The organism is Pseudomonas sp. MWU13-3659 (assembly GCF_023757525.1).
Lineage (GTDB): Bacteria > Pseudomonadota > Gammaproteobacteria > Pseudomonadales > Pseudomonadaceae > Aquipseudomonas > Aquipseudomonas entomophila_E.
On the sequence record NZ_JAMSHW010000011.1, the window covers coordinates 26,135 to 47,886 of the forward strand.

Annotated in this window: 19 protein-coding genes; 11 read left to right on the forward strand and 8 right to left on the reverse strand. The window is 64.2% G+C overall.

All coding sequences use genetic code 11. The annotated features are described in order from the left end of the window. The first annotated feature begins 131 nt into the window (after window positions 1-131). From bglX to NGM28_RS15530, 4 genes are all read left to right on the forward strand, one after another. On the forward strand, window positions 132-2,423 hold the full coding sequence (gene bglX, locus NGM28_RS15515) for a beta-glucosidase BglX (RefSeq protein ID WP_252090693.1): 2,292 nt from the start codon (window positions 132-134) through the stop codon (window positions 2,421-2,423). Between the two features lie 118 nt (window positions 2,424-2,541). Then, window positions 2,542-4,299 (forward strand): sensor histidine kinase, encoded by a 1,758-nt coding sequence (locus tag NGM28_RS15520; RefSeq protein WP_252090694.1) that lies wholly within the window; start codon window positions 2,542-2,544, stop codon window positions 4,297-4,299. Then, entirely contained in the window at window positions 4,293-5,627 is a 1,335-nt protein-coding gene (gene mifR, locus NGM28_RS15525; RefSeq protein ID WP_252090695.1) for a two-component system response regulator MifR, read from the forward strand. Before NGM28_RS15520 ends, mifR begins: the two co-directional genes overlap by 7 nt. A 277-nt stretch (window positions 5,628-5,904) precedes the next feature. Beyond that, a complete protein-coding gene (locus NGM28_RS15530) occupies window positions 5,905-7,224 on the forward strand; it encodes an MFS transporter (RefSeq protein WP_240065041.1) in 1,320 nt (439 codons plus the stop codon). Window positions 7,225-7,301: 77 nt separating this feature from the next. On the opposite strand, the gene NGM28_RS15535 is transcribed toward NGM28_RS15530, so the two are convergent. Next, window positions 7,302-8,054, reverse strand: coding sequence for a COG4705 family protein (locus NGM28_RS15535; protein ID WP_240065040.1), 753 nt, complete (start codon window positions 8,052-8,054; stop codon window positions 7,302-7,304). A 357-nt stretch (window positions 8,055-8,411) separates the two neighbouring features. Between NGM28_RS15535 and NGM28_RS15540 the strand changes: the two genes are divergently transcribed. Beyond that, a complete protein-coding gene (locus NGM28_RS15540) occupies window positions 8,412-8,699 on the forward strand; it encodes a hypothetical protein (RefSeq protein WP_240065039.1) in 288 nt (95 codons plus the stop codon). A 118-nt stretch (window positions 8,700-8,817) separates the two neighbouring features. Next, window positions 8,818-9,423 carry a flavin reductase family protein gene (locus tag NGM28_RS15545; protein ID WP_252090696.1) on the forward strand — a complete coding sequence of 202 codons (606 nt, stop codon included), beginning with the start codon at window positions 8,818-8,820 and terminating at the stop codon, window positions 9,421-9,423. On the opposite strand, the gene NGM28_RS15550 is transcribed toward NGM28_RS15545, so the two are convergent. Together NGM28_RS15550 and NGM28_RS15555 are read right to left on the reverse strand one after the other, a co-directional pair. After that, entirely contained in the window at window positions 9,424-9,657 is a 234-nt protein-coding gene (locus NGM28_RS15550; RefSeq protein ID WP_240065037.1) for a hypothetical protein, read from the reverse strand. It abuts the gene before it with no gap. 244 nt (window positions 9,658-9,901) lie between these two features. Then, window positions 9,902-10,195, reverse strand: coding sequence for a putative quinol monooxygenase (locus NGM28_RS15555; RefSeq protein ID WP_011535405.1), 294 nt, complete (start codon window positions 10,193-10,195; stop codon window positions 9,902-9,904). A gap of 203 nt (window positions 10,196-10,398) precedes the next feature. Between NGM28_RS15555 and NGM28_RS15560 the strand changes: the two genes are divergently transcribed. Next, window positions 10,399-11,319, forward strand: a complete 921-nt coding sequence (locus NGM28_RS15560; protein ID WP_240065036.1) for an AraC family transcriptional regulator — start codon at window positions 10,399-10,401, stop codon at window positions 11,317-11,319. A 72-nt stretch (window positions 11,320-11,391) separates the two neighbouring features. Here the strand turns inward: NGM28_RS15560 and NGM28_RS15565 are convergent, their stop codons facing one another. Beyond that, complete coding sequence (locus NGM28_RS15565; RefSeq protein ID WP_252090697.1) at window positions 11,392-13,029, reverse strand: 5-guanidino-2-oxopentanoate decarboxylase; 1,638 nt, start codon at window positions 13,027-13,029, stop codon at window positions 11,392-11,394. Window positions 13,030-13,141: 112 nt separating this feature from the next. Here NGM28_RS15565 and NGM28_RS15570 point away from each other — a divergent pair, with 112 nt between their 5' ends. Next, window positions 13,142-14,023 carry a LysR substrate-binding domain-containing protein gene (locus tag NGM28_RS15570; RefSeq protein ID WP_240065034.1) on the forward strand — a complete coding sequence of 294 codons (882 nt, stop codon included), beginning with the start codon at window positions 13,142-13,144 and terminating at the stop codon, window positions 14,021-14,023. Window positions 14,024-14,148: 125 nt separating this feature from the next. On the opposite strand, the gene NGM28_RS15575 is transcribed toward NGM28_RS15570, so the two are convergent. Further along, window positions 14,149-14,763, reverse strand: a complete 615-nt coding sequence (locus NGM28_RS15575) for an NAD(P)-dependent oxidoreductase (RefSeq protein WP_240065033.1) — start codon at window positions 14,761-14,763, stop codon at window positions 14,149-14,151. Window positions 14,764-14,792: 29 nt separating this feature from the next. Next, complete coding sequence (locus tag NGM28_RS15580; protein ID WP_240065032.1) at window positions 14,793-15,668, reverse strand: MBL fold metallo-hydrolase; 876 nt, start codon at window positions 15,666-15,668, stop codon at window positions 14,793-14,795. A 103-nt stretch (window positions 15,669-15,771) separates the two neighbouring features. Between NGM28_RS15580 and NGM28_RS15585 the strand changes: the two genes are divergently transcribed. Then, window positions 15,772-16,683, forward strand: coding sequence for a LysR family transcriptional regulator (locus NGM28_RS15585; protein WP_252090698.1), 912 nt, complete (start codon window positions 15,772-15,774; stop codon window positions 16,681-16,683). Window positions 16,684-16,813: 130 nt separating this feature from the next. Here the strand turns inward: NGM28_RS15585 and NGM28_RS15590 are convergent, their stop codons facing one another. Then, the gene (locus NGM28_RS15590) at window positions 16,814-17,683 is read right to left on the reverse strand and encodes an oxaloacetate decarboxylase (protein WP_240065030.1); all 870 of its coding nucleotides are present in this window, start codon (window positions 17,681-17,683) and stop codon (window positions 16,814-16,816) included. A 428-nt stretch (window positions 17,684-18,111) separates the two neighbouring features. On the opposite strand from NGM28_RS15590, the gene NGM28_RS15595 reads away from it, so the two are divergent. Then, the gene (locus tag NGM28_RS15595; protein ID WP_252090699.1) at window positions 18,112-19,563 is read left to right on the forward strand and encodes an MDR family MFS transporter; all 1,452 of its coding nucleotides are present in this window, start codon (window positions 18,112-18,114) and stop codon (window positions 19,561-19,563) included. 144 nt (window positions 19,564-19,707) lie between these two features. Here the strand turns inward: NGM28_RS15595 and NGM28_RS15600 are convergent, their stop codons facing one another. Beyond that, complete coding sequence (locus NGM28_RS15600) at window positions 19,708-20,340, reverse strand: TetR family transcriptional regulator (RefSeq protein WP_240065028.1); 633 nt, start codon at window positions 20,338-20,340, stop codon at window positions 19,708-19,710. Window positions 20,341-20,597: 257 nt separating this feature from the next. On the opposite strand from NGM28_RS15600, the gene ttgA reads away from it, so the two are divergent. Next, complete coding sequence (gene ttgA, locus NGM28_RS15605) at window positions 20,598-21,752, forward strand: toluene efflux RND transporter periplasmic adaptor subunit TtgA (RefSeq protein ID WP_011535416.1); 1,155 nt, start codon at window positions 20,598-20,600, stop codon at window positions 21,750-21,752.

The window sequence follows — 21,752 nt, forward strand, 5'->3', positions numbered from 1 at the left end:
GCGCCTCATATAAGGCATAATCCACGGCTGCGTCGGATCATGGACGAATGATCCTGGAAACCGCCAGTGGACACTACAACAACAGGCGTACGAATAGTCTCGGCCTTTCGCCTCACTCAACAACGGAATTGATGATGAAACTGTCTTTGCTGGGCCTGGCCATGGGCCTTGCCAGTCAGGCGGCCCTTGCCGCCACCCCCGCCCCGCCCCTGCAGGACAAGCAGGCCTTCATCGACCATCTGATCGGCCAGATGACCGAAGCCGAGAAGATCGGCCAGTTGCGCCTGATCAGCATCGGCCCCGAAATGCCCCGCGAGAAGATTCGCGAGGAGATCGCCGCCGGGCGTATCGGCGGTACCTTCAACTCGCGCACCGCCCCCGAGAACCGGCCGATGCAGGACGCCGCCATGCGCAGCCGCCTGAAGATCCCGATGTTCTTCGCCTACGACACTATCCACGGTGAACGCACCATCTTCCCGATCGGCCTGGGCCTGGCCTCATCCTGGGACATGGACGCCATCGCCAAGGTCGGCCGCACCTCGGCCATCGAGGCTGCCGCCGACTCGCTGGACATGACCTTCGCGCCGATGGTCGACATCGCCCGCGACCCGCGCTGGGGCCGCACCAGCGAAGGCTTCGGCGAAGACACCTACCTGACCTCGAAGATCGGGCAGGTGATGGTCAAGTCGTTCCAGGGCTCGAGCCCGGCCAACGCCGACAGCATCATGGCCATCGTCAAGCACTTCGCCCTGTATGGCGCGGTGGAAGGCGGACGCGACTACAACACGGTCGATATGAGCCTGACGAAGATGTACAACGATTACCTGCCACCCTACCGCGCCGCGCTCGACGCCGGTGCCGGCGGTGTGATGGTGGCGCTGAACTCGATCAATGGCGTGCCGGCCACCTCCAACACCTGGCTGATGAATGACCTGCTGCGCAAGGAGTGGGGCTTCAAGGGCGTGACCATCAGCGACCACGGCGCCATCCAGGAGCTGATCCGCCATGGCGTCGCCCGCGACGGCCGTGAGGCGGCCAAGCTGGCGATCAAGGCCGGCATCGACATGAGCATGAACGACACCCTCTACGGCGAAGAGCTGCCGGGGCTGCTCAAGTCCGGCGAAGTCAGCCAGGCCGAACTGGACCAGGCAGTGCGTGAAGTGCTGGGCGCCAAGTACGACATGGGACTGTTCAAAGACCCCTATGTGCGCATTCCCAAGGCCGAAACCGACCTGAAGGACTACTACGCCGACGACCGCCTGCACCGTGCCACCGCTCGCGACGTGGCACGCCGTGGCCTGGTGCTGCTGGAGAACCGCGAGCAGACACTGCCACTGAAAAAGTCCGGCACCATCGCCCTGGTCGGCCCCCTGGCCGATGCGCCGATCGACATGATGGGCAGCTGGGCCGCCGACGGTAAGCCACAGCACTCGGTCACCGTGCGCGAGGGCCTGCGCCGTGCCGTCGAGGGCAAGGCCAAGCTGGTCTACGCCAAGGGTTCGAACGTGACCGGCGACAAAGCCATGTTCGACTACCTGAACTTCCTCAACTTCGACGCCCCGGAAATCGTCAACGACCCACGCCCGGCCGCCGTGCTGATCGACGAGGCGGTCAAGGCTGCCAAACAGTCGGACGTGGTGGTGGCCGTGGTCGGCGAGTCCCGTGGCATGTCCCATGAGTCGTCGAGCCGCACTACCCTGGAAATCCCGGCGGTGCAACGCGACCTGATCAAGGCGCTGAAGGCCACCGGCAAACCGCTGGTGCTGGTGCTGATGAACGGCCGCCCGCTGTCGATCGCCTGGGAACGCGAACAAGCCGACGCCCTCCTCGAGACCTGGTTCAGCGGTACCGAAGGCGGCAACGCCATCGCCGACGTGCTGTTCGGCGACTACAACCCGTCCGGGCGCCTGGCCATCACCTTCCCGCGTTCGGTCGGGCAGATCCCGATGTACTACAACCACATGCGCATCGGCCGCCCGTTCACCCCCGGCAAGCCTGGCAACTACACCTCGCAATACTTCGAAGAGCCGAATGGCCCGTTGTACCCGTTCGGCTACGGCCTGAGCTACACCAGCTTCGACCTGTCGGGCCTGGCACTGTCGCAGAATGAACTCAAGCGCGGTGGCAGCCTGCAAGCCAAGGTGACGGTGAAGAACACCGGCAAGCGCGATGGCGAGACCGTGGTGCAGCTGTACATCCAGGATGAAAGCGCCTCGATGAGCCGCCCGGTCAAGGAGCTGAAGAACTTCCAGAAACTGATGCTCAAGGCCGGCGAGTCGCGAACTTTGACCTTCGACATCAACGAAGAAGACCTGAAGTTCTACAATGGCCAGCTGCAGCGGGTGGCCGAGCCGGGGCAATTCAATGTCCAGGTCGGCCTCGATTCGCAAGCGGTGCAGCAGCAGAGCTTCGAGCTGCGTTAAGCAGGTCCGGCCCCTTCGCGGGACAAGCCCGCTCCTACAAGGCTTCACATTTTCCTGTAGGAGCGGGCTTGCCCCGCGATGAGGCCGGCACAGACAACCAAGATCCCGGATCCGCCCCATGCCCTCATCCTTCCGCGCCCTGCGCCTGGGTCTGATCATTCTGCTGATCCTGGTCGGCACCTCCCTCAGCGCCGGTTGGGCCATGCACCAGGCCAAGCGCCAGGCACTGGAAACCGACGCCCGCCGGGCCAGCCAGCAACTGGGCTTGTACGCCAATGCCCTGCACACCCTGATCGAACGCTACCGTGCGCTGCCCGCCGTGCTGGCGCTGGACCCGGAGCTGGTCGGCGCCCTGCGCGGCCCGGTCACCGAACAGGTGCAGGACGCCCTGAACCGCAAGCTCGAACGCATCAACGGCGCCGCCAACTCCTCGACCCTGGAGCTGCTCGACCGCACAGGCCTGGCCATCGCGGCCAGCAACTGGCGCCTGCCGACCACCTACGTCGGCTCCAACTACGGCTTCCGCCCCTATTTCAAACAGACCCGCAGCCAAGGCAGCGGCCGCTTCTACGCGGTTGGCGTGACCAGCGGCGTGCCGGGTTACTTCCTGTCCAGCGCGGTGAATGACGAGCATGGCCGCTTCCTCGGCGCCATGGTGGTCAAGCTGGAGTTCCCCGAACTCGAACGCGAATGGCGCCAGGGCAGCGACATCCTGCTGGTCAGCGACGCCCGTGGCATCACCTTCATCGCCAACCAGGAAGGTTGGCGCTATCGCGAGTTGCAGCCACTGAGCGGCGCCGATCGCGCCGAACTGGCCGAGACCCGCCAGTATGACAAACAACCCCTGGTCCCCCTGCAGCACCAGGCCCTGACCCGCTTCACCGACAGCAGCCACCTGGCCCGTGTACAAGGCCCGGATGGCAACGCCGAGTACCTCTGGGAAAGCCTGCCGCTGGAAGCCGAAGGCTGGACCTTGCACCTGCTGCGCAAACCGCAGGTGGCCGAGGACGGTCGCAACGCCGCCCTGGCCGCCGCCGCGATCTGGCTGAGCCTGGTGTTCGCCGCGCTGTTCGTCAGCCAGCGCCTGCGCCTGGCCCGCCTGCGCCAGCGCAGCCGCGAGGAGCTCAAGCGCCAGGTGGAGGAACGCACCCGCGAGCTGCGCACCGCCCAGGAGGGCCTGGTGCAATCGGCCAAGCTGGCAGCGCTGGGGCAGATGTCGGCCGCCCTCGCCCACGAGATCAACCAGCCGCTGACCACCCAGCGCATGCAACTCGAAACCCTGCGCCTGCTGCTCGACCAGGGCCGCCACGAACAGGCCCGCCTGGCCCTGGAGCCGCTGGAGCAGATGCTGACGCGCATGGCCGCGCTTACCGGGCACCTGAAGACCTTCGCCCGCAACAGCCCTGGCGGCCTGCGCGAACGCCTGGACCTGGCCACCGTGGTCGACCAGGCCCTCCACCTGCTGGAGGCGCGCATTCGCGCCGAGGACGTCGAGGTGGCCCTGTACCTGGCGCGCCCCGCCTGGGTGCGTGGTGACGCGATCCGCCTGGAGCAAGTGCTGATCAACCTGTTGCGCAATGCCCTCGACGCCATGGCCGACAAGCGTTACAAACGCCTGGAGATCCGCATCGAGGTCGATGCCGGCCTGTGGCGCCTGAGCGTGCTCGATTCGGGCGGCGGCATCCGCGACACCGACCTGGCCAAGGTGTTCGACCCGTTCTTCACCACCAAACCGGTGGGCGAAGGCCTGGGCCTGGGCCTGGCGATCTCCTATGGCATCGTTATCGATGCCGGCGGCAGCCTGCAGGTCGAGAACCTGCCGGGTGGTGCGCGCTTCAGCCTCACCCTGCCACGCGACCTGGAGCCTGTATGTTGAATTCCGTGATCGTCGTCGACGACGAAGCCAGCATCCGCACCGCCGTGGAGCAGTGGCTGAGCCTGGCGGGTTTCAATGTGCAACTGTTCGCCCGTGGCGAGGATTGCCTGGAGCAGCTGCCCAAGCACTTCCCCGGGGTGATCCTCAGCGACGTGCGCATGCCCGGGCTGTCCGGCCTGCAACTGCTCGAACGGCTGCAGGCGGAGGACCCCGACCTGCCGGTGATTCTGCTGACCGGCCACGGCGACGTGCCCATGGCGGTGGAAGCCATGCGCAACGGCGCCTATGACTTCCTGGAAAAGCCCTTCACTCCCCAGCACCTGATGGGCAGCCTGCGTCGCGCCCTGGAAAAGCGCCAGCTGGTGCTGGAGAATCGCCGCCTGCACGTACAGGCCGACCTGCGGGGCAAGCTGGAGACGACCCTGCTGGGTATGTCCCAAGGCTTGCAGCAATTGCGCCGGCAGGTGCTGGACCTGGCGAGCCTGCCGGTCAACGTGCTGATCCGTGGCGAAACAGGAAGTGGCAAGGAGCGCGTGGCCCGCTGCCTGCACGACTTCGGCCCGCGCGCCGACAAGCCATTCGTCGCGCTCAATTGCGCGGCGATTCCCGAAACCCTGTTCGAGGCCGAGCTGTTCGGCCATGAAAGTGGCGCCTTCACCGGTGCCCAAGGCAAGCGCATCGGCAAGCTGGAGTACGCCAACGGCGGCACGGTGTTCCTCGATGAGATCGAAAGCATGCCCCTGGCCCAGCAAGCCAAGCTGCTCAGGGTGATCCAGGAACAGAAGCTCGAGCGGCTGGGCGCCAACCAGAGCATCGCCGTCGACCTGCGCATCATTGCCGCGACCAAGCCCGACCTGCTTGAAGAGGCCCGCGCCGGGCGCTTCCGCGAAGACCTGGCCTATCGATTGAATGTCGCCGAACTACGCCTGGCGCCCTTGCGTGAGCGACGCGAGGATATCCCCCTGCTGTTCGAGCATTTCGCCCGTGCCACCGCTGAACGCCTGGGGCGTAGCGCACCACCGCTGGACGGTACGCAGCTTGCGCAGCTGCTGACCCATGATTGGCCGGGCAATGTGCGCGAGCTGGCCAATGCCGCCGAGCGCCATGCGTTGGGGTTGGGCTCGCCGAATCTGGACGAAAACCCCACAGGCCAGTCACTGGCCGAACAGATGGAAGCGTTCGAGGCGCAATGCCTGCGGGCATCGCTGCGCCTGCACAAGGGCGAGATCAAGGGCGTGATGGAGGCCTTGCAGCTACCGCGGCGAACGCTGAACGAGAAGATGCAACGGCACGGGTTGGTGCGAGAAGACTTTGTCGAGCGCGAATGAGCGGAAATCCGCCTATCGCCGAACACCAATAAGCAAGAATCCGCTTATCCTCACAGGCGCTCCCTGCATTTTCGTGAAGCCTTCGCCGGCAAGGCCGGCTCCTACAGGGATCGCGTCAGGCCAGGTGATACGTGCCCTCCGTAGGAGCCAGCCTTGCTGGCGAACAGCCCCCGCACCGCAAATGGGCGTCTGCCCCCCCTTTGGCACACCTCCTGCAAAACCCTTCTCAAGCTGCGCCTCGAGCGCGCTCCACAAAAACAACGAGAAGGTATCCCTGATGGATAACGCCAGCACTCTGCCCACCGGGGCGGCCGTTGCGCCCGCCGTGGAAAAATCCACCGCCAGCCGCCTCAAATCGATCTTCAGTGGTTCCATCGGCAACATGGTCGAATGGTACGACTGGTACGTCTACGCCGCATTCTCGCTGTACTTCGCCAAGGCCTTCTTCCCCGCTGGCGACACCACTGCCCAACTGCTCAATACCGCAGCGATCTTCGCCGTGGGCTTCCTCATGCGCCCGATCGGTGGCTGGCTGATGGGCCTGTACGCCGACCGCAAGGGCCGCAAGGCGGCGTTGATGGCTTCGGTGCTGCTGATGTGCGCAGGCTCGCTGGTGATCGCGCTCACCCCGGGCTATGAAACCATTGGCGTCGCCGCCCCCATCCTGCTGGTGGTCGCCCGCCTGATGCAGGGCCTGTCGGTAGGTGGCGAGTACGGTACCTCGGCCACCTATCTCAGCGAGATGGCCAGCAAGGAACGCCGCGGCTTCTTCTCCAGCTTCCAGTACGTGACCCTGATCTCCGGCCAGCTCATCGCTTTGGCGGTGCTGATCATCCTGCAACAGACGCTCACCACCGAGCAGCTGTATGCCTGGGGCTGGCGTGTGCCGTTCGTGATCGGCGCGCTGTGCGCGGTAGTCGCCCTGTACCTGCGCCGCGGCATGGAAGAGACCGCCTCGTTCACCAAGAAAGAGAAGTCCAAAGAGAACCTGATGCGCACCCTGTTGCGTCATCCCAAGGAGCTGATGACCGTGGTCGGCCTGACCATGGGCGGCACCCTGGCCTTCTACACCTACACCACCTACATGCAGAAGTACCTGGTCAACACCGTGGGCATGAGCATCAGCGACTCGACCACCATCTCGGCGGCCACGCTGTTCCTGTTCATGTGCCTGCAACCGATCATCGGTGGTCTGTCGGACAAGATCGGCCGACGCCCGATCCTGATCGCCTTCGGCGTGCTGGGTACCCTGTTCACCGTGCCGATCCTCAGCACCCTGCACACCGTGCAGACCTGGTGGGGCGCGTTCTTCCTGATCATGGCCGCGCTGATCATCGTCAGCGGCTATACCTCGATCAACGCCGTGGTGAAGGCCGAACTGTTCCCCACCGAGATCCGCGCCCTGGGTGTCGGCCTGCCCTACGCCCTGACCGTGTCGATCTTCGGCGGCACCGCCGAGTACGTGGCCCTGTGGTTCAAGAGCAACGGCATGGAGACCGGTTTCTACTGGTACGTCACCGGCTGCATCGCCTGCTCGCTGCTGGTGTACGCGACCATGAAGGACACCAAGCAGCATTCGCGGATCACCACCGACTGATCCACGTTCGCTGAACGAAAAAAAAGGGGCGCCCCGTTCGACGGAGCGCCCCTTTTTCATTGGATGCCGGCTTGAACTCAGGACATCTCTACCACGCGTTGCGGCTCGCGACGCTGGTAATGCGTGGCCATCAGCACCAGTACCAGCAGCACGCCCCCCAGCACCAGCGAAGAGCCGACCGTGCCAAAGTCCAGCCCACCCTTCTCGTGCGACTTGGTCAACACATCGCCCAAGGTCGCGCCGAATGGGCGGGTCAATACGAAGGCGATCCAGAACAGCACCACGCCGGAAATTTTCGTCCAGTAGCGGGCCGCAGCCACCACCGCGATTGCCGAGCCAATCAGCAGCGCGCCGCCGGCAAAGCCCAGCCCGGAGTCATCGGCCAGGTAATCACCCAACGCGGTACCCAAGGTGTTGGAGAACAGGATCGCCACCCAGTAGAACAGCTCGCCGCCACGGTTCTTGATGCGGGTGACATCCAGTGGGTTGCCGCTCAGACGCCAGAGGGCGAAGGTCGCCAGCAGGATGCCGATCAGTACTGCGGAGCCCGTGGCGTAACCCAGGCCCAAGGTGCGGTCCATGAAGTCGGACATGGTGGTGCCGGCGGTGCTGGTGGAGAGAATCACCAGCCAGTACAGCATGGGGTGGTAGCGGCGCGAGTAGAGCTGGGTGACCAGGGTGACCAGGAACACGCTGATCAGCAGCAGCGAGCTCATGGCATAGCCGATATCGAGGGTCATCGACAGCAGGTCGCCCGCCGTCTCGCCGAGGGTGGTGGCGCAGATCTTCATGACCCAGAAGGCCAAGGTGATTTGCGGGAGTTTGTTCATTGTTTGCCGCTCCGGGGGTTGAGTGCGGCGGATGGTGATTGAGCTTGTCTGAAAAATCGGTTGGCGCCGTATGAAAAATCCGTTTGCTCACCCTGGGACATCACAAGGCCTGTCTCTTAACTCGCCATTAATCCACGCCCAACACCCTTGATGTGGCTACTGAAGCAGCCTCGCGACGCTTGGCAACAGAAACCCTACTACAACCTCAACCGCGTTCTCTGCTGGACGAATAGCGCAGAAATAAATCGAATAATTCGATTTTATATCGTTATTTTTTGCGCTTTTTAATCAAATTGATTGGCGTAGCATTGAACCCATAGCAACAACAACCCCGACGATTCCACTGGAGCAACCACCATGAAAAACAAACTGATCCTCACCCTGGCCCTTTCTGTAATCGCAACTGGCGCCTTCGCCGAAGATGGCTTCGAACGCACCAACGCCCACGGCTTCGCGGCCGTGCAAAGCCAGGCAGCCACTTATGCAGAAGATGGTTTCGACCGCACCAACGGCCAACGCTTCACCGAAGACGGCTTCGACCGCACCAACGGCCAACGCTTCGCCGAAGACGGCTTCGACCGTACCAACGGCCAACGCTTCGCCGAAGACGGCTTCGACCGCACCAACGGCCACCGCATCAGCTGATCACTGATGCGTGCAACCAGCCCGGCTTTGGCCGGGCTTGATCATTTTCAGCCAGGCAAAGCCTTGGCACACTAGGCGCCTCGTTCCCACACAGGAAGGGCCTCGCGGCCTTGCGCAGATGTACTACTACGAACCCGCCAAAGGCCACGGCCTGCCCCACGATCCGTTCAATGCCATCGTCGGCCCCCGGCCGATCGGCTGGATCTCCAGCCACGACTGCGAAGGCCGCCTGAACCTGGCGCCCTACAGCTTCTTCAACGCCTTCAACTACATTCCACCGATCATCGGTTTCTGCAGCGTCGGGCGTAAAGACAGCCTGAACAACATCGAGCAGACCGGCGAATTCGTCTGGAACCTCGCCACCCGCCCGCTGGCCGAGCAGATGAACCAGAGCTGCGCCGCGGTGGCGGCGGATATCGATGAGTTCGTGCTGAGCGGCCTGACGCCAGCTGCGTCAAACGTGGTCAAGGTGCCGCGCGTGGGCGAAAGCCCGGTAAGCTTCGAGTGCAAGGTAAGCCAGATCGTGCAACTCAAACGTGCTGACCAGGAAGCCGTGCCCAGCTGGCTGATCCTGGGCGAAGTGGTGGCCGTACATATTGCCGAGCACCTGCTCAAGGACGGCATCTACGATACCGCCGCCGCCGAGCCGATCCTGCGTGGTGGCGGCCCGGCGGACTACTTCGCGCTGGGCGAGCTGTTCAAGATGGCCCGCCCGCAAGCCTGATCAGAAGATCAGTTCGCCTTCCTCGCCGACGCCCTGCAGGCGTTCGAGTTCGGCACAGGCTGCCTCGTCGGCGGCCATCGCCGATTTGAACACCTGCCCGTCGAGGACCTTGTGGAAACGCGGCGTGCCGCCCATGTTCAGGGCCTTCACGGCAATCGCCGCGTGATAGCCGCCGCCCTCCACCGGGACCATCGCCGAAACTGCTTCGAAGTGGGGGAATTCTCTACGTGCCATGCTGCACTCCGCCTGATTGTTCAAGGGACGGCATTCTACACGCCCAGCCACCACCGCTCCTCCTGTGAAGGCCCAACCCTGAACTCTGTAGGAGCGGCTTCAGCCGCGATGCAGGCGTCGCGGTGCCTGGCACCCGCATCGCGGGTAATCGCGGCTGAAGCCGTTCCTACAAAGGTCGCACCAGGTCAATGGGTCAAGTTTTGCGCCATAAGATCCAGCTTGCCGGTGCCCCCGTCCCCGACATTCAGGCAAACGTGTGCAAGTCCAGGCTGCTGACCACCCGCTCCTGCACCAGCTCGCCGAATACGTCCAGCGTGGGCGACGCGAAATATCCGCTCATCGCCCGCTCGTCACTCCAGCTGCCACTGAGCAGCCACAGGTCGGCATCGACCTGCGAGCGCTGCACACTAAAGCTCAGGCAGCCCGGCGCCCGCAACGAAGGCTCCAGCAAATCGCGCAGGCGCACGCCGAGCTCCGCCGAACGACCGTTGCTGGCGCGGATGAAAGCCAGGTGTGTAACCGGTTGTTGTTGGGTCATGAACGATCTCCTTGAGGCGCTACGGACGGGACGAACCAGGCTGCCAAGCGTAGGGGCTGGCACGCGCGCGCCGTTAGGCCGATACTGCCGAGCGCTTGCCTGATCCTGCAGCGCGGCAGGATCAGGCAAGCGACGTGCAGCTTTCGTCTAGCGCCCGCCCTTGCCCAAACCTATGCTGCCACGGTCAGCAGAGGAAACCCGTCATGACCACTTCCCCGCCCCTGGACCCCATTCTGGAACAGCAACGTCAGGAGCTGGCCGGGCTGATCCAGCGCCACGCAAAAGGCCCACACGACCCCGCCTCGGCGATCGATGACCTGTACCTGACCCGCTATGAAGAGGATGTGCGTGGGATGCCGGCCCTGGCGCAACCGGCCTTGTGCATCCTGGCCCAGGGCAGCAAAACCCTGTTCCTCGGCGATGAACGCTACACCTACGACCCGCTGCACTACATGGTGGTCTCGGTGACCCTTCCCATCACCGGCGCCATTCTCCAGGCCAGTCCCGAGCACCCCTGCCTCGGGCTGCGCCTGGACATCGACCCTGCGCAGATCAGCCAGCTGATTGCCGAAAGCGGGCCGATGCTGGTCCCCAACCAATCCGCCGGGCGCGGCTTGTTCGTGGAAAAAAGCGATCCGCAGCTGCTCGATACGCTGTTGCGCCTATTGCGCCTGCTCGACACGCCACGGGACATCGCGGTGCTTGCCCCGTTGGTGCGCCGCGAACTGATGTACCGGGTACTGCGCGGCCCGCAAGGCTGGCGCCTGTATGAAATCGCCCTGTCCAACAGCCAGACCCACCGGGTTTGCCAGGCCATTGCCTGGCTCAACCGGCATTACCAGGAACCGCTGCGCATCGAAGACCTAGCGCGCGAGGTGAACCTCAGCACCTCGACCCTGCATCACCGCTTCAAGGCGGTGACCTCGATGAGCCCGTTGCAGTACCAGAAGCAGTTGCGCCTGCAGGAGGCCCGACGGCTGATGCTCAATGACGGGCTGGAAGCTGCGGTGGCCGGCTATCGAGTGGGCTATGAAAGCCCTTCGCAGTTCAGCCGGGAGTACAGCCGCCTGTATGGCGCGCCACCGATTCGCGATGTGGCGCGCTTGCGCGCCAGCACCGGTTGAATTCGTCGGCAACCGGCTCTTGGTAGGAGCCGGCTTGCCGGCGAATCGAAGGCGCAGCCTTCGCAGCAATCGTCAGCCCTGCACCGCCCGCTGCCACTCCCCTTGATCCACCTGGATCAACGTCGGCCCCCTGCGCTCCACGGCCCGGCCCAGCGCCGCCTGCAACTGCGCCACATCGGCGACGTGCTCCGCCTGTGCCCCCAACGCCCGCGCCACCCCGATGAAATCCGGCGTGTGGATATCCACGCCGACCGGTTCGATGGCCCGGTTGACCATGTATTTCTTGATTTCCTCGTACCCCTGGTTGTTCCACAGCAGCACGATCAGCGGCACCTGGGCCTCCACCGCGCTGGCCAGTTCCGGCAGGGTGAACTGCAAGCCCCCATCGCCGATCAGGCAGACCGAAGGTGCGCGTTTGGCAGGCACCTCGCTACTGCCCAGCCACGCCCCCATGGCTGCCGGCAAGGCATAACCGAGCGTGCCGTAGCCAGTGGAGGCATTGAACCAGCGACGCGGCCGGGCCATGTCCAGGGTCAGGTTGCCGGTGTACACCGGCTGAGTCGAATCCCCCACCAGGATGGCGTCGGGCAATGCCTCCAGGATGCTGGTCAACAGACGTGTCTGGCTCAGGGTCGGTTGGTCCCAGGTGGCGGCATTGTCCTGGCGCAGGCGAGCGGCGCGGGCTGCCCCCCAACTGGCGTCACGCGATGGTTGCGCCTGCAATTGCAGTGCAACCAGCAGGGCCTCGGTCGCTTGCTCGGCATCGGCGACCAGCGCCAGCGCCGGCAGATAGTTGCGCACCGTCTGGTCAGGGTCGATATCGATACGCAGCAGGCTGCCAGGGATCTCGAAGCCGCCCTTGAAGGTCACGTCGTAATCGGTCTCGGCCAGCTCGGTGCCGATGGCCAGCACCACATCGGCCTCGGCGACCAGCGCTCGGGTGGCCGGCAAGGTCTGGGTCGAGCCGATCTGCAAGGGATGCCGGGCCGGCAACAGCCCCTTGGCGTTGATGGTCAACGCCACCGGCGCCTGAAGATGCTCTGCCAGCAAGAGAAGTGCGTCGCCTGCAGCCAGGGCACCGCCCCCGGCAAGAATCAGCGGGCGGCGCGCCTTGGCCAGGCGCGCGGCCATCTGCTGCACCACCAGCGGCGCCGCGCCGGCTCGGGTTGTGCGCACCGGGCGCCCCGGCAGCAGGTGGTCGGCTGGCTCGACCAGCACATCCAGCGGAATCTCGATATGCACCGGCCGTGGCCGCGCGCCGTCGAACACGGCGAAGGCGCGGGCCAGCACCTGGGGCAGGTCGTCGGCGCTCATCAGCGTTTGCGAGAAGGCCGCCACGCCAGCCACCAGGCCGGACTGGTTGGGTAGCTCATGCAGCTTGCCGCGCCCGCCACCGAGCTGGTCGCGGGCCTGCACGCTGGAAATGACCAGCATGGGAATCGAGTCGGCGTAGGCCTGGCCCATGGCGGTGGTGATGTTGGTCATGCCCGGGCCGGTGATGATGAAGCACACCCCCGGCTTGCCACGGGTACGCGCGTAGCCGTCGGCCATGAACCCGGCGCCCTGCTCGTGGCGTGGGGTGATATGGCGGATAGAGGACGCCGCCAGCCCACGGTAGAGCTCCACGGTATGCACGCCAGGAATGCCGAAGACATGGTCCACGCCATAGCCTTCGAGGAGTTTGACCAGCACTTCGCCACAGGTTGCCATCGTCGAATACCCGATTCTTGTTGAAAACGGTGTTCATGGAACCAAGCGGCGGCTACCGCCACAATGCAAAAAAACACATACTAGCCATGATTCCACATCATGGCTTACCACGATGAAACGCCTGCCGCCCCTCCCCGCCCTGCATACCTTCCTGGTCACCGCGCAGCACTGCAATTTCACCCGTGCCGCGCAGCAGTTGCATATCACCCAGGGAGCGGTCAGCCGGCAGATCGCCGGACTGGAAGAACACCTTGGCTATCCGCTGTTCCAGCGCCAGGCCCGCGGCTTGGCCCTGACCCGTGAAGGCCAGGACTGGCTGCCCCGGGTACAGCAGGTCTTCGCCCTGATCGAGCAAGGCGTACGCGAAGTCGGAGGGCGCAGCGCGACGCTGCAGCTCAAGGCGCCCACCTGCGTGATGCGTTGGCTGTTGCCACGCCTGATGGAATGGCAGGCCCTGCGTCCAGACGTGCCGGTGGAACTGACTACCACGGTGCAGCATGGCGTGGACTTTCGCCGGGAGGGGTTCGATGCGGCGGTGGTCTATGGCGCCGAGCCCAACCATGGGCTGCAGGTGCGCAAGCTGTTCGATGAGCAGCTCACGCCGGTCTGTGCGCCGTCGCTGTCGAATGCCCCCTTGCAACTGCAAGATCTGGCGAGGCACATGCTGCTGCACCCGTCACGGGACGAGCATGACTGGCGGCTGTGGTTGCAGGCGGCGGGTGCCACGTTCGAGCCTCTGGGGCCGAAGCAGCATTTCGAGACGCTGGACATGGCGATGGCCATGGCCTCGCAGGGGACGGGGATCGCCATCGGCGATTTCTCGCTGATTGGCGACGACCTGCAAGCCGGGCGGTTGTGCATGCCGTTCGGGCTGAAGGTGAGGACCGGGAAAGGGTATTACCTGGTGAGCCCGTCGAAGACCATGCCCGCAGGGTTGGTCGAATTGATGGAGTGGCTGCAGACGCGTGCCTCAAGCCTTGCACACCCCCTGTAGGAGCGGCCTTGTGCCGCGAAAGGGTTGCATAGCAGCCCCAGGATTTCAGCGACAAATCAGAAATCGCCGGGGCCGCTATGCGGCCCTTTCGCGGCACAAGGCCGCTCCTACAGGTACCGCGCGACTTAGTAGCCGACGGTGAACCGCGCCCGCGAATGCGCTGGCTTCTCCAACTCGTCGATCATCGCGATCGCATAGTCGGCAAAGGTGATCCAGCTCTTGCCATCGGCGCCGATCAGCAGGTGATCCTTGCCCAGCGTGTAGTGACCGCTTCGCTCCCCCTCGACAAACTCCGCCGACGGCGAAAGGAAGGTCCAGTCCAGCGATGGCTCCTGGCGCAACGTGTCAAGGAAGCGCACCCCGGCAGTGGCCTCGGCCTTGTAGGCCTCGGGGAAGTCCGGGCTGTCGATCACCCGATGCCCGGAAGGCAGCAGCAGGCTACCGGCACCGCCCACCACCAGCAGGCGCTTTACCCCGGCACGCTTGACCGGCTCGATGATGGCGTGGGGTTCGATCGTGGCAAAGTGCGCCGCGCTCAGCACGGCGTCACAACCGCTCACCGCAGCCTGCAGGGCAGCGCTGTCCTTGGCGTCCAGCGCCTTGACGGTCACCCCTTCACGGCCTTGCAGCTTCGACGGATCCCGGGCGATGGCCACCACGTCGTGGCCGCGACGCCGCGCCTCTTCCAGCAACTGGTTGCCTGCGCGCCCGGTGGCGCCGATGATTGCGATCTTGCTCATGGGAAACACTCCAGCAGGTTGTTAAGGGGTTACCACTGCATCTCGCCCTTGGCGACTTTGGCACCCAGTTCCAGGGAGCTGTCTTCACCAAGGTTCGGGTAGCGCTGCTTCATCGCCGCGATCAGTGCGTCGGCGTTGGTTGCCTTGGCCGCCTCGGCATCGAAGTCACGAATGTAGCCGGCGGTGAAGCGCACCGCTTCCAGCGAGCGGCTGCTGTCACCCAGGTAGTGCCCAGGGATGACGGTACGCGGCGCCAGTTTCTCGATGTTGGCCAAGGTGTTCAGCCAGTCGGCGTGGGATTGCGCGCCCTGGGTGTCGGCCATCCACACGTGGATGTGCTCCGATACCACCACGCCACCGACCACTGCCTTGATCGAGGGAATCCAGACGAAGCTGCGGTCCGGCTGCGGGCCGTCCAGGCCAACGACTTCCAGTGCCTGGCCTTCCAGCTCCAGGCGATTGCCGTCGAGGACCTGTGGCAATACCAGTTTGGCCGGCTTGTCGCTGCCCATCTGCGGGCCCCAGTAGGCCAGTTTGCCCTCCATGGTCTTGCGAATGTGCTCGACGGTCGCGGCCGAAGCGACCACCCGGGCCTTGGGGAACGCCTGGGTGACGGTGTCCAGGCCAAAATAGTAGTCCGGGTCGCCATGGCTGATGTAGATGGTGGTCAGTTGCTTGCCGCTCTTGCGCAGGCGCTCCACCACCTGTTCAGCCTGGCCCTTGCCGAACTGGGCGTCGACCAGGATGGCGTTGTGGGCACCACTGATAATCACCGACGAGACCGGGAACAGGGCAGCGTGGCCAGGGTTGTAAACGTCGAGTTTGAGCGGTTCGGCGGCGATCGCCTGGCCGGCCAGGGCAGCAAGGCCCAGAAGCAGACCACGCAGCGGGGTGAAGAGAGACATTGGCAATTCCTGTGTGCGGGTTGATGACGGCAAGCTTAGTTGCCCGAACCAATACAAAAAATGCGATGCTTCGACATAGTTTATTTCTAAAATCGGACAGATCATGGACCGTCTCAACGCCATGCGCGTATTTGTCACCGTTGTCGACCTGGGTAGCCAGTCGGCGGCGGCAGATCATCTGGAGCTTTCACGGCCGGTGGTATCGCGCTACCTGGCGGAGCTGGAGGACTGGGTTGGCGCGCGGCTGATGCAACGCACCACCCGCAAGCTCAGCCTGACCGCCGCCGGTCTCGAGACGCTGCCACGCTGTCGCCAACTGCTGGAGCTGGCCGGCGATCTGCAGAACGCCGTGCGCCAGCCGGACGACACCCCGCGAGGCGAATTGCGTATCAGCGTCAGCACCTCATTCGGCCAGGCCCAGCTGGTGGACGCCCTGGCCGCCTACGTCAAGCGCTACCCCGGTGTGAAGGTGGAATTGCAGATGCTCGACCGCACCGTCAACCTGGTGGATGAGCGTATCGACCTGGCGATCCGCACCAGCAACGATGTCGACCCCAACCTGATCGCCCGACGCCTGAGTGTGTGCCGTTCAGTGGTCTGCGCCTCACCGGCCTACCTGCGCGAGCACGGCACGCCGCTGCGGGTCGAGGAACTGAGCGGGCATAACTGCCTGACCCATGCCTACTTCGGCCATAGCCTCTGGCATTTCGAAGTGAATGGGCAAAGTGTCACGGTTCCGGTGCAAGGCAACATCAGCGCCAACGAAGCCATGACCCTGCAGAAGGCCGCCCTGGCCAGCGCCGGCATCGCCATGCTGCCGACCTACCAGGCGGCCCCGGCACTGCGCAGTGGTGAGCTGGTTCGCCTGCTGCCCGAGGCGCGGCCGCGGGAACTGACCCTCAATGCGGTGTACACCTCGCGCAAGCACATGCCGGCGACATTGCGCAGCATATTGGACTTTCTGGCGCAGCGGTTCGGCGATGAACCGGAATGGGATCGGGGATTGGGGCTTTGACGCCGGCTCTTTCAAGATGTTCGACGGGATAAGTGCAGCGCCTGGTAGACCGAGCGCCGCGCGGGCGGCGCTCGATCTCATGCACACTGCAAAGCCAGCGCCATTACGTGGATCGGCCACGCCACGCTTGTCACTCCTCGACGCTCATATATTCCTTCGCCCAACGAATGTAGTCCTCCGGCTGGGTGTAGGTGTGCGAGAGTTCGGTGGCGTTCAGGCTATCGGATTTATGCGGCAGGCCACGCTGCAGGCGCAGGCAGTCGTAGGTGGCCTTGATCGCGGCGAAGTAGGCGGCATGGCCATCGACCACGACACGCACGCCCAGGCGCGCCAGGCGCGCGTCGTCACGCAGGTTCGGGTTGGCATAGGTCACCAGCATCAGGGGCACGCTCAAGTGCTCGGCGATCTGCTCCAGTTGCTCGAAATCCTTCACCCCGACCATGCAGATACCATCGGCACCGGCCTTCTGGTAGCTCTGGGTGCGGACGATGATTTCCTCGGTGCTCAACACGCCGGCATTGGTCCGGGCGATGATCGCCAGCGCGCTGTCCACACGCGCCTCCAGCGCCGCGCGGATCTTGCCCACGCCCTCCTCCACCGAAATCAGGTCGGTGGACTTGCGCCCGAACTGAGCCGGCAACAGCGTATCCTCGATGGTCAACCCGGCAACGCCTGCGCGCTCCAGCTCGATCACTGTGCGCATCACGTTGAGCGCGTTACCGTAGCCATGGTCGGCATCGGCAAGCACCGGCAACTGGGCGACACGGCCGATACGGGTGGCCTGCTCGACGAACTCGCTGAGGGTGATCAGGGCGAAGTCAGGCGCGGCCAGCACCTGCAACGAGGCGACCGAGCCGCCGAGGATACCGACTTCGAACCCCAGGTCCGCGGCAATGCGCGCGGACATCGGGTCGAAGACCGATGCGGTGTGATAGCACGAACCTGACGCGAGCAGTTCGCGGAAGGCAAAACGCAGATCGTGGTGGGAAGCCTTGGGCATGATCACTCCGCTTGTAATTGAAAATGGTAAACGGCTGACAACCGACCCCTGTATCGGGTCTACCTGACTGTTCCAACCGTCGCCATCAGGGCGGTCATGCTCGACATGCAGGCAGAGGAATAGAAGGTGTGGACATACAGCGACGCGAAACCCTGTGGCAAATTGCTGCACCATGCTGGTGCAAGCCCCGGATTTCAGCCTCTGCGGCCCTGCCACGATATCACGCGCCCATGCAGCTCTGGATGAATGTGCCAATGCCGATCTTGCATAGGGGATGCATGGAGTACATAGGTAGCTATGTAACTCAGGTTACAATTCTTACGCTGGTGGGAGCGGGCTTGCCCCGCGATGGCCACACCGCAATGCATGGCACCGGCTTGGCCGGTGTTCGCGGGACAAGCCCGCTCCTACACGACAAGGAACCCAACGTGACCGCCGCCCTGCCCCCCACCGTCCTGCGCAGCGTCCTGACCGCCCTGATGCTGGCGATCTTCCTCGGCGCCCTCGACCAGACCATCGTCGCCGTGTCCCTGCCGGCCATTTCCGCGCAGTTCGACGATGTCAGCCTGCTGGCCTGGGTCATCTCCGGCTACATGGTGGCCATGACCATCGCCGTGCCCATCTACGGCAAGCTCGGCGACCTGTACGGTCGGCGCCGGATGATCCTCACCGGCACCGCGCTGTTCACCCTGGCCTCGGTGGCCTGCGGCCTGGCCCAGGATATGCCGCAGCTGGTCATGGCGCGGGTGCTCCAGGGCATCGGCGCCGGTGGTATGGTGTCGGTGAGCCAGGCGATCATCGGCGACTTCGTGCCACCGCGCGAACGTGGCCGCTACCAGGGCTATTTCAGCAGCATGTACGCCCTGGCCAGCGTCGCCGGGCCGGTGCTGGGCGGCTGGCTGACCGAGTACCTGTCGTGGCGCTGGGTGTTCTGGATCAACCTGCCGCTGGGGCTGGTGGCCCTGTGGGTGATCCATCGCGCCCTGGACGGCCTGTCGGTGAAACGCCGCGAAGCGCAGGTGGACTACCTGGGCGCGGTACTGATGATCATCGGCCTGGGCAGCCTGCTGCTGGGTATCACCCTGGTTGGCCAGGGGCATGCCTGGTCGTCGACGCAGGTATTGGCGCTGCTGGGCTGCGCGCTACTCGGGGTGCTGGTGTTCGTGGCCCACGAGCGGCGCTGCAGTGAGCCGCTGCTACCCATGACGCTGTTCGGCAACCGGGTCGCGGTGCTGTGCTGGTGCGTGATCTTCTTCGCCAGCTTCCAGTCGATCTCGCTGACCATGCTGATGCCGCTGCGCTATCAGGGCATCACTGGCGCCGGTGCTGACATCGCGGCGTTGCACCTGTTGCCCCTGGCCATGGGCTTGCCAATTGGCGCCTTCACCGGTGGACGCATGACCAGCCGCACCGGGCGCTACAAGCCGCAGATCCTGGCCGGTGCCCTTCTGATGCCAGTGACCATCGCCGCCATGGCCCTGACACCACCGCAGTCGAGCCTACTGAGCGCGCTGTTCATGTTGCTGACCGGGATTGCCTGTGGGTTGCAGTTCCCCACTTCGCTGGTGGGCACGCAGAGCTCGGTGGACATGAAGGATATCGGCGTGGCCACCAGCACCACCAACCTGTTCCGTTCGCTGGGTGGGGCGATGGGCGTGGCGTGCATGTCCAGCCTGTTGTTGGCGCTGCTGCACCAGGGTGGGTTCGAGATGCTGGGCAACCCGCTGCTGGGCAGCCTCAAGGCCGGTGAAGCGGACCCTGCGACCCAGGCCCGGTTGCTGGAAACGTTCAGGCATCTGTTGCTGGCAAGCGCAGGCGCCTCGCTGATTGGCCTGCTTGCGGCATTGGCATTGCCAGACCGGCAGCTGCGCGGCCGTTGAGAGCATATATAAAACCCTGTAGGAGCCAGCTTGCTGGCGAAGCGTCCGAGAGAACGCTTCGCCAGCAAGCTGGCTCCTACAGGTCAGGCATAATGTTCGCTTAACGATCTGGGGAAACACTTCCTCACAATCATTCACAAAGTGTTATTTGCGCAGGCCTGGGCTCAAGCGCAGCATATCCAACCCGGTATCGACCCATTTTTCGACGTCGCGCAACAGGTCGAAGCTGTCCGGCAGCAGCAACCAGCGCCCGATCAGGCCATCGACGTAAGCAAAGATAGCCACGGCGGCACGCTCGATATCGAGGTCGGCAGGCAATTGCTTGCGGCGCACGGCGTTGGCCAGCGCCAGGGCCACGCTCTCATGGCAGTCCAGCACCGCACCCTGGCGCTGCTGGCGAATCTCACACATGTCGTCGGTGAACTCGCACTTGTGATGCAGAATCTCATTGATACGCCGGGTCCGCGCATCGAGCACCAGCTCGTTGAACACTTGCAGCAGCAGCTTGCGCATGCAGCCAAGCGGGTCGAGCTCATCCTCGCTTTCACTGGCCCGGGCCAGGTGGTCGTGGGTTTCGTGCAGGCTGTCGAGCAATGCCTGCACCAGTTCGGCCTTGTTGCTGAAATGCCAGTAGATCGCACCCCGGGTCACGCCCGCCAGTTCGGCGATATCGGCCAGGGTGGTGCGCGCGACCCCGCGCTTGTAGAAGGCCTTTTCCGCCGCCTCGATGATCTGGGCACGGGTTTCCTGGGCTTCTTCTTTGGTTCGACGGACCATGGCAGTACAACCTCATCAGGCCCCGCGCGCTCGCATGGCGGGCGGGAATCGGGCCGGGGCCGGCTCTTTCAGGGCGGCTCCCGGGCATCTTCGAGCGATCCGCGGCGGTAACGTTGCGTCCACCTGCGGTATTTACAAACAAGCATGAATGTAAGTATATTCGGTAGCAAGCTATTTATCCACCGGATAGCGTTTTTCCTACAAGACTCTTCCACTATATTCTTGAGCTCCCCTGCTCCTGCGACCCGAGGATCCTCATGCAATTCAAGCCAGCCGTAACCGCCCTGGTTTCCGCCGTGGCCCTGGCAACCCTGCTCAGTGGCTGTAAGAAAGAGGAAGCCGCGCCAGCGCCCCAGGCTCCTCAGGTCGGCGTCGTGACCGTGCAACCGCAAGCCTTCACCCTGACCTCGGAACTGCCGGGGCGCACCAGCGCCTACCGGGTGGCCGAGGTCCGTCCGCAGGTGAACGGCATCATTCTCAAGCGCCTGTTCAAGGAAGGCACCGACGTGAAGGAAGGGCAGCAGCTCTACCAGATCGACCCGGCCGTCTACGAGGCTACCCTGGCCAACGCCCAGGCCAACCTCCAGGCTACCCGCTCGCTGGCCGAGCGCTACAAGCAACTGATCGACGAGCAAGCCGTCTCCAAGCAAGAGTACGACGACGCCAATGCCAAACGATTGCAGGCTGAAGCGTCGCTCAAGAGCGCGCAGATCGACTTGCGCTACACCAAGGTGCTGGCCCCGATCAGCGGCCGCATCGGTCGCTCCTCGGTCACCGAAGGCGCCCTGGTGAACAATGGCCAGACCAACGCCATGGCCACCATCCAGCAGCTCGACCCGATCTACGTCGACGTCACCCAGTCCACCGCCGAGCTGCTCAAGCTGCGCCGTGACCTGGAAGGCGGCCAACTGCAGAAGGCCGGCGACAATGCCGCCCAAGTGCAGCTTGTGCTGGAAGACGGCAGCCTGTTCAAGCAACAGGGTCGCCTGGAGTTCTCCGAAGTTGCGGTCGACGAGACCACAGGCTCCGTCACCCTGCGCGCCATCTTCCCCAACCCCGACCACACCCTGCTGCCCGGCATGTTCGTGCATGCGCGGCTGAAGGCCGGGGTTAATGCCAACGCCATCCTGGCCCCGCAACAGGGCGTAACCCGCGACCTCAAGGGCGCGCCGACCGCGCTGGTGGTCAACCAGGAGAACAAGGTCGAACTGCGCCAGCTCAAGGCCAGCCGCACCCTGGGCAGCGACTGGCTGATCGAGGAAGGCCTGAACCCGGGCGACCGCCTGATCACCGAAGGGCTGCAGTTCGTGCGCCCAGGCGTCGAGGTCAAGGTCAGCGAAGCCACCAACGTCAAGAAGCCGGCCGGCCCTGCTCAGGCCAACACGGCGAAAGCAGACGCCAAAGCGGAGTAA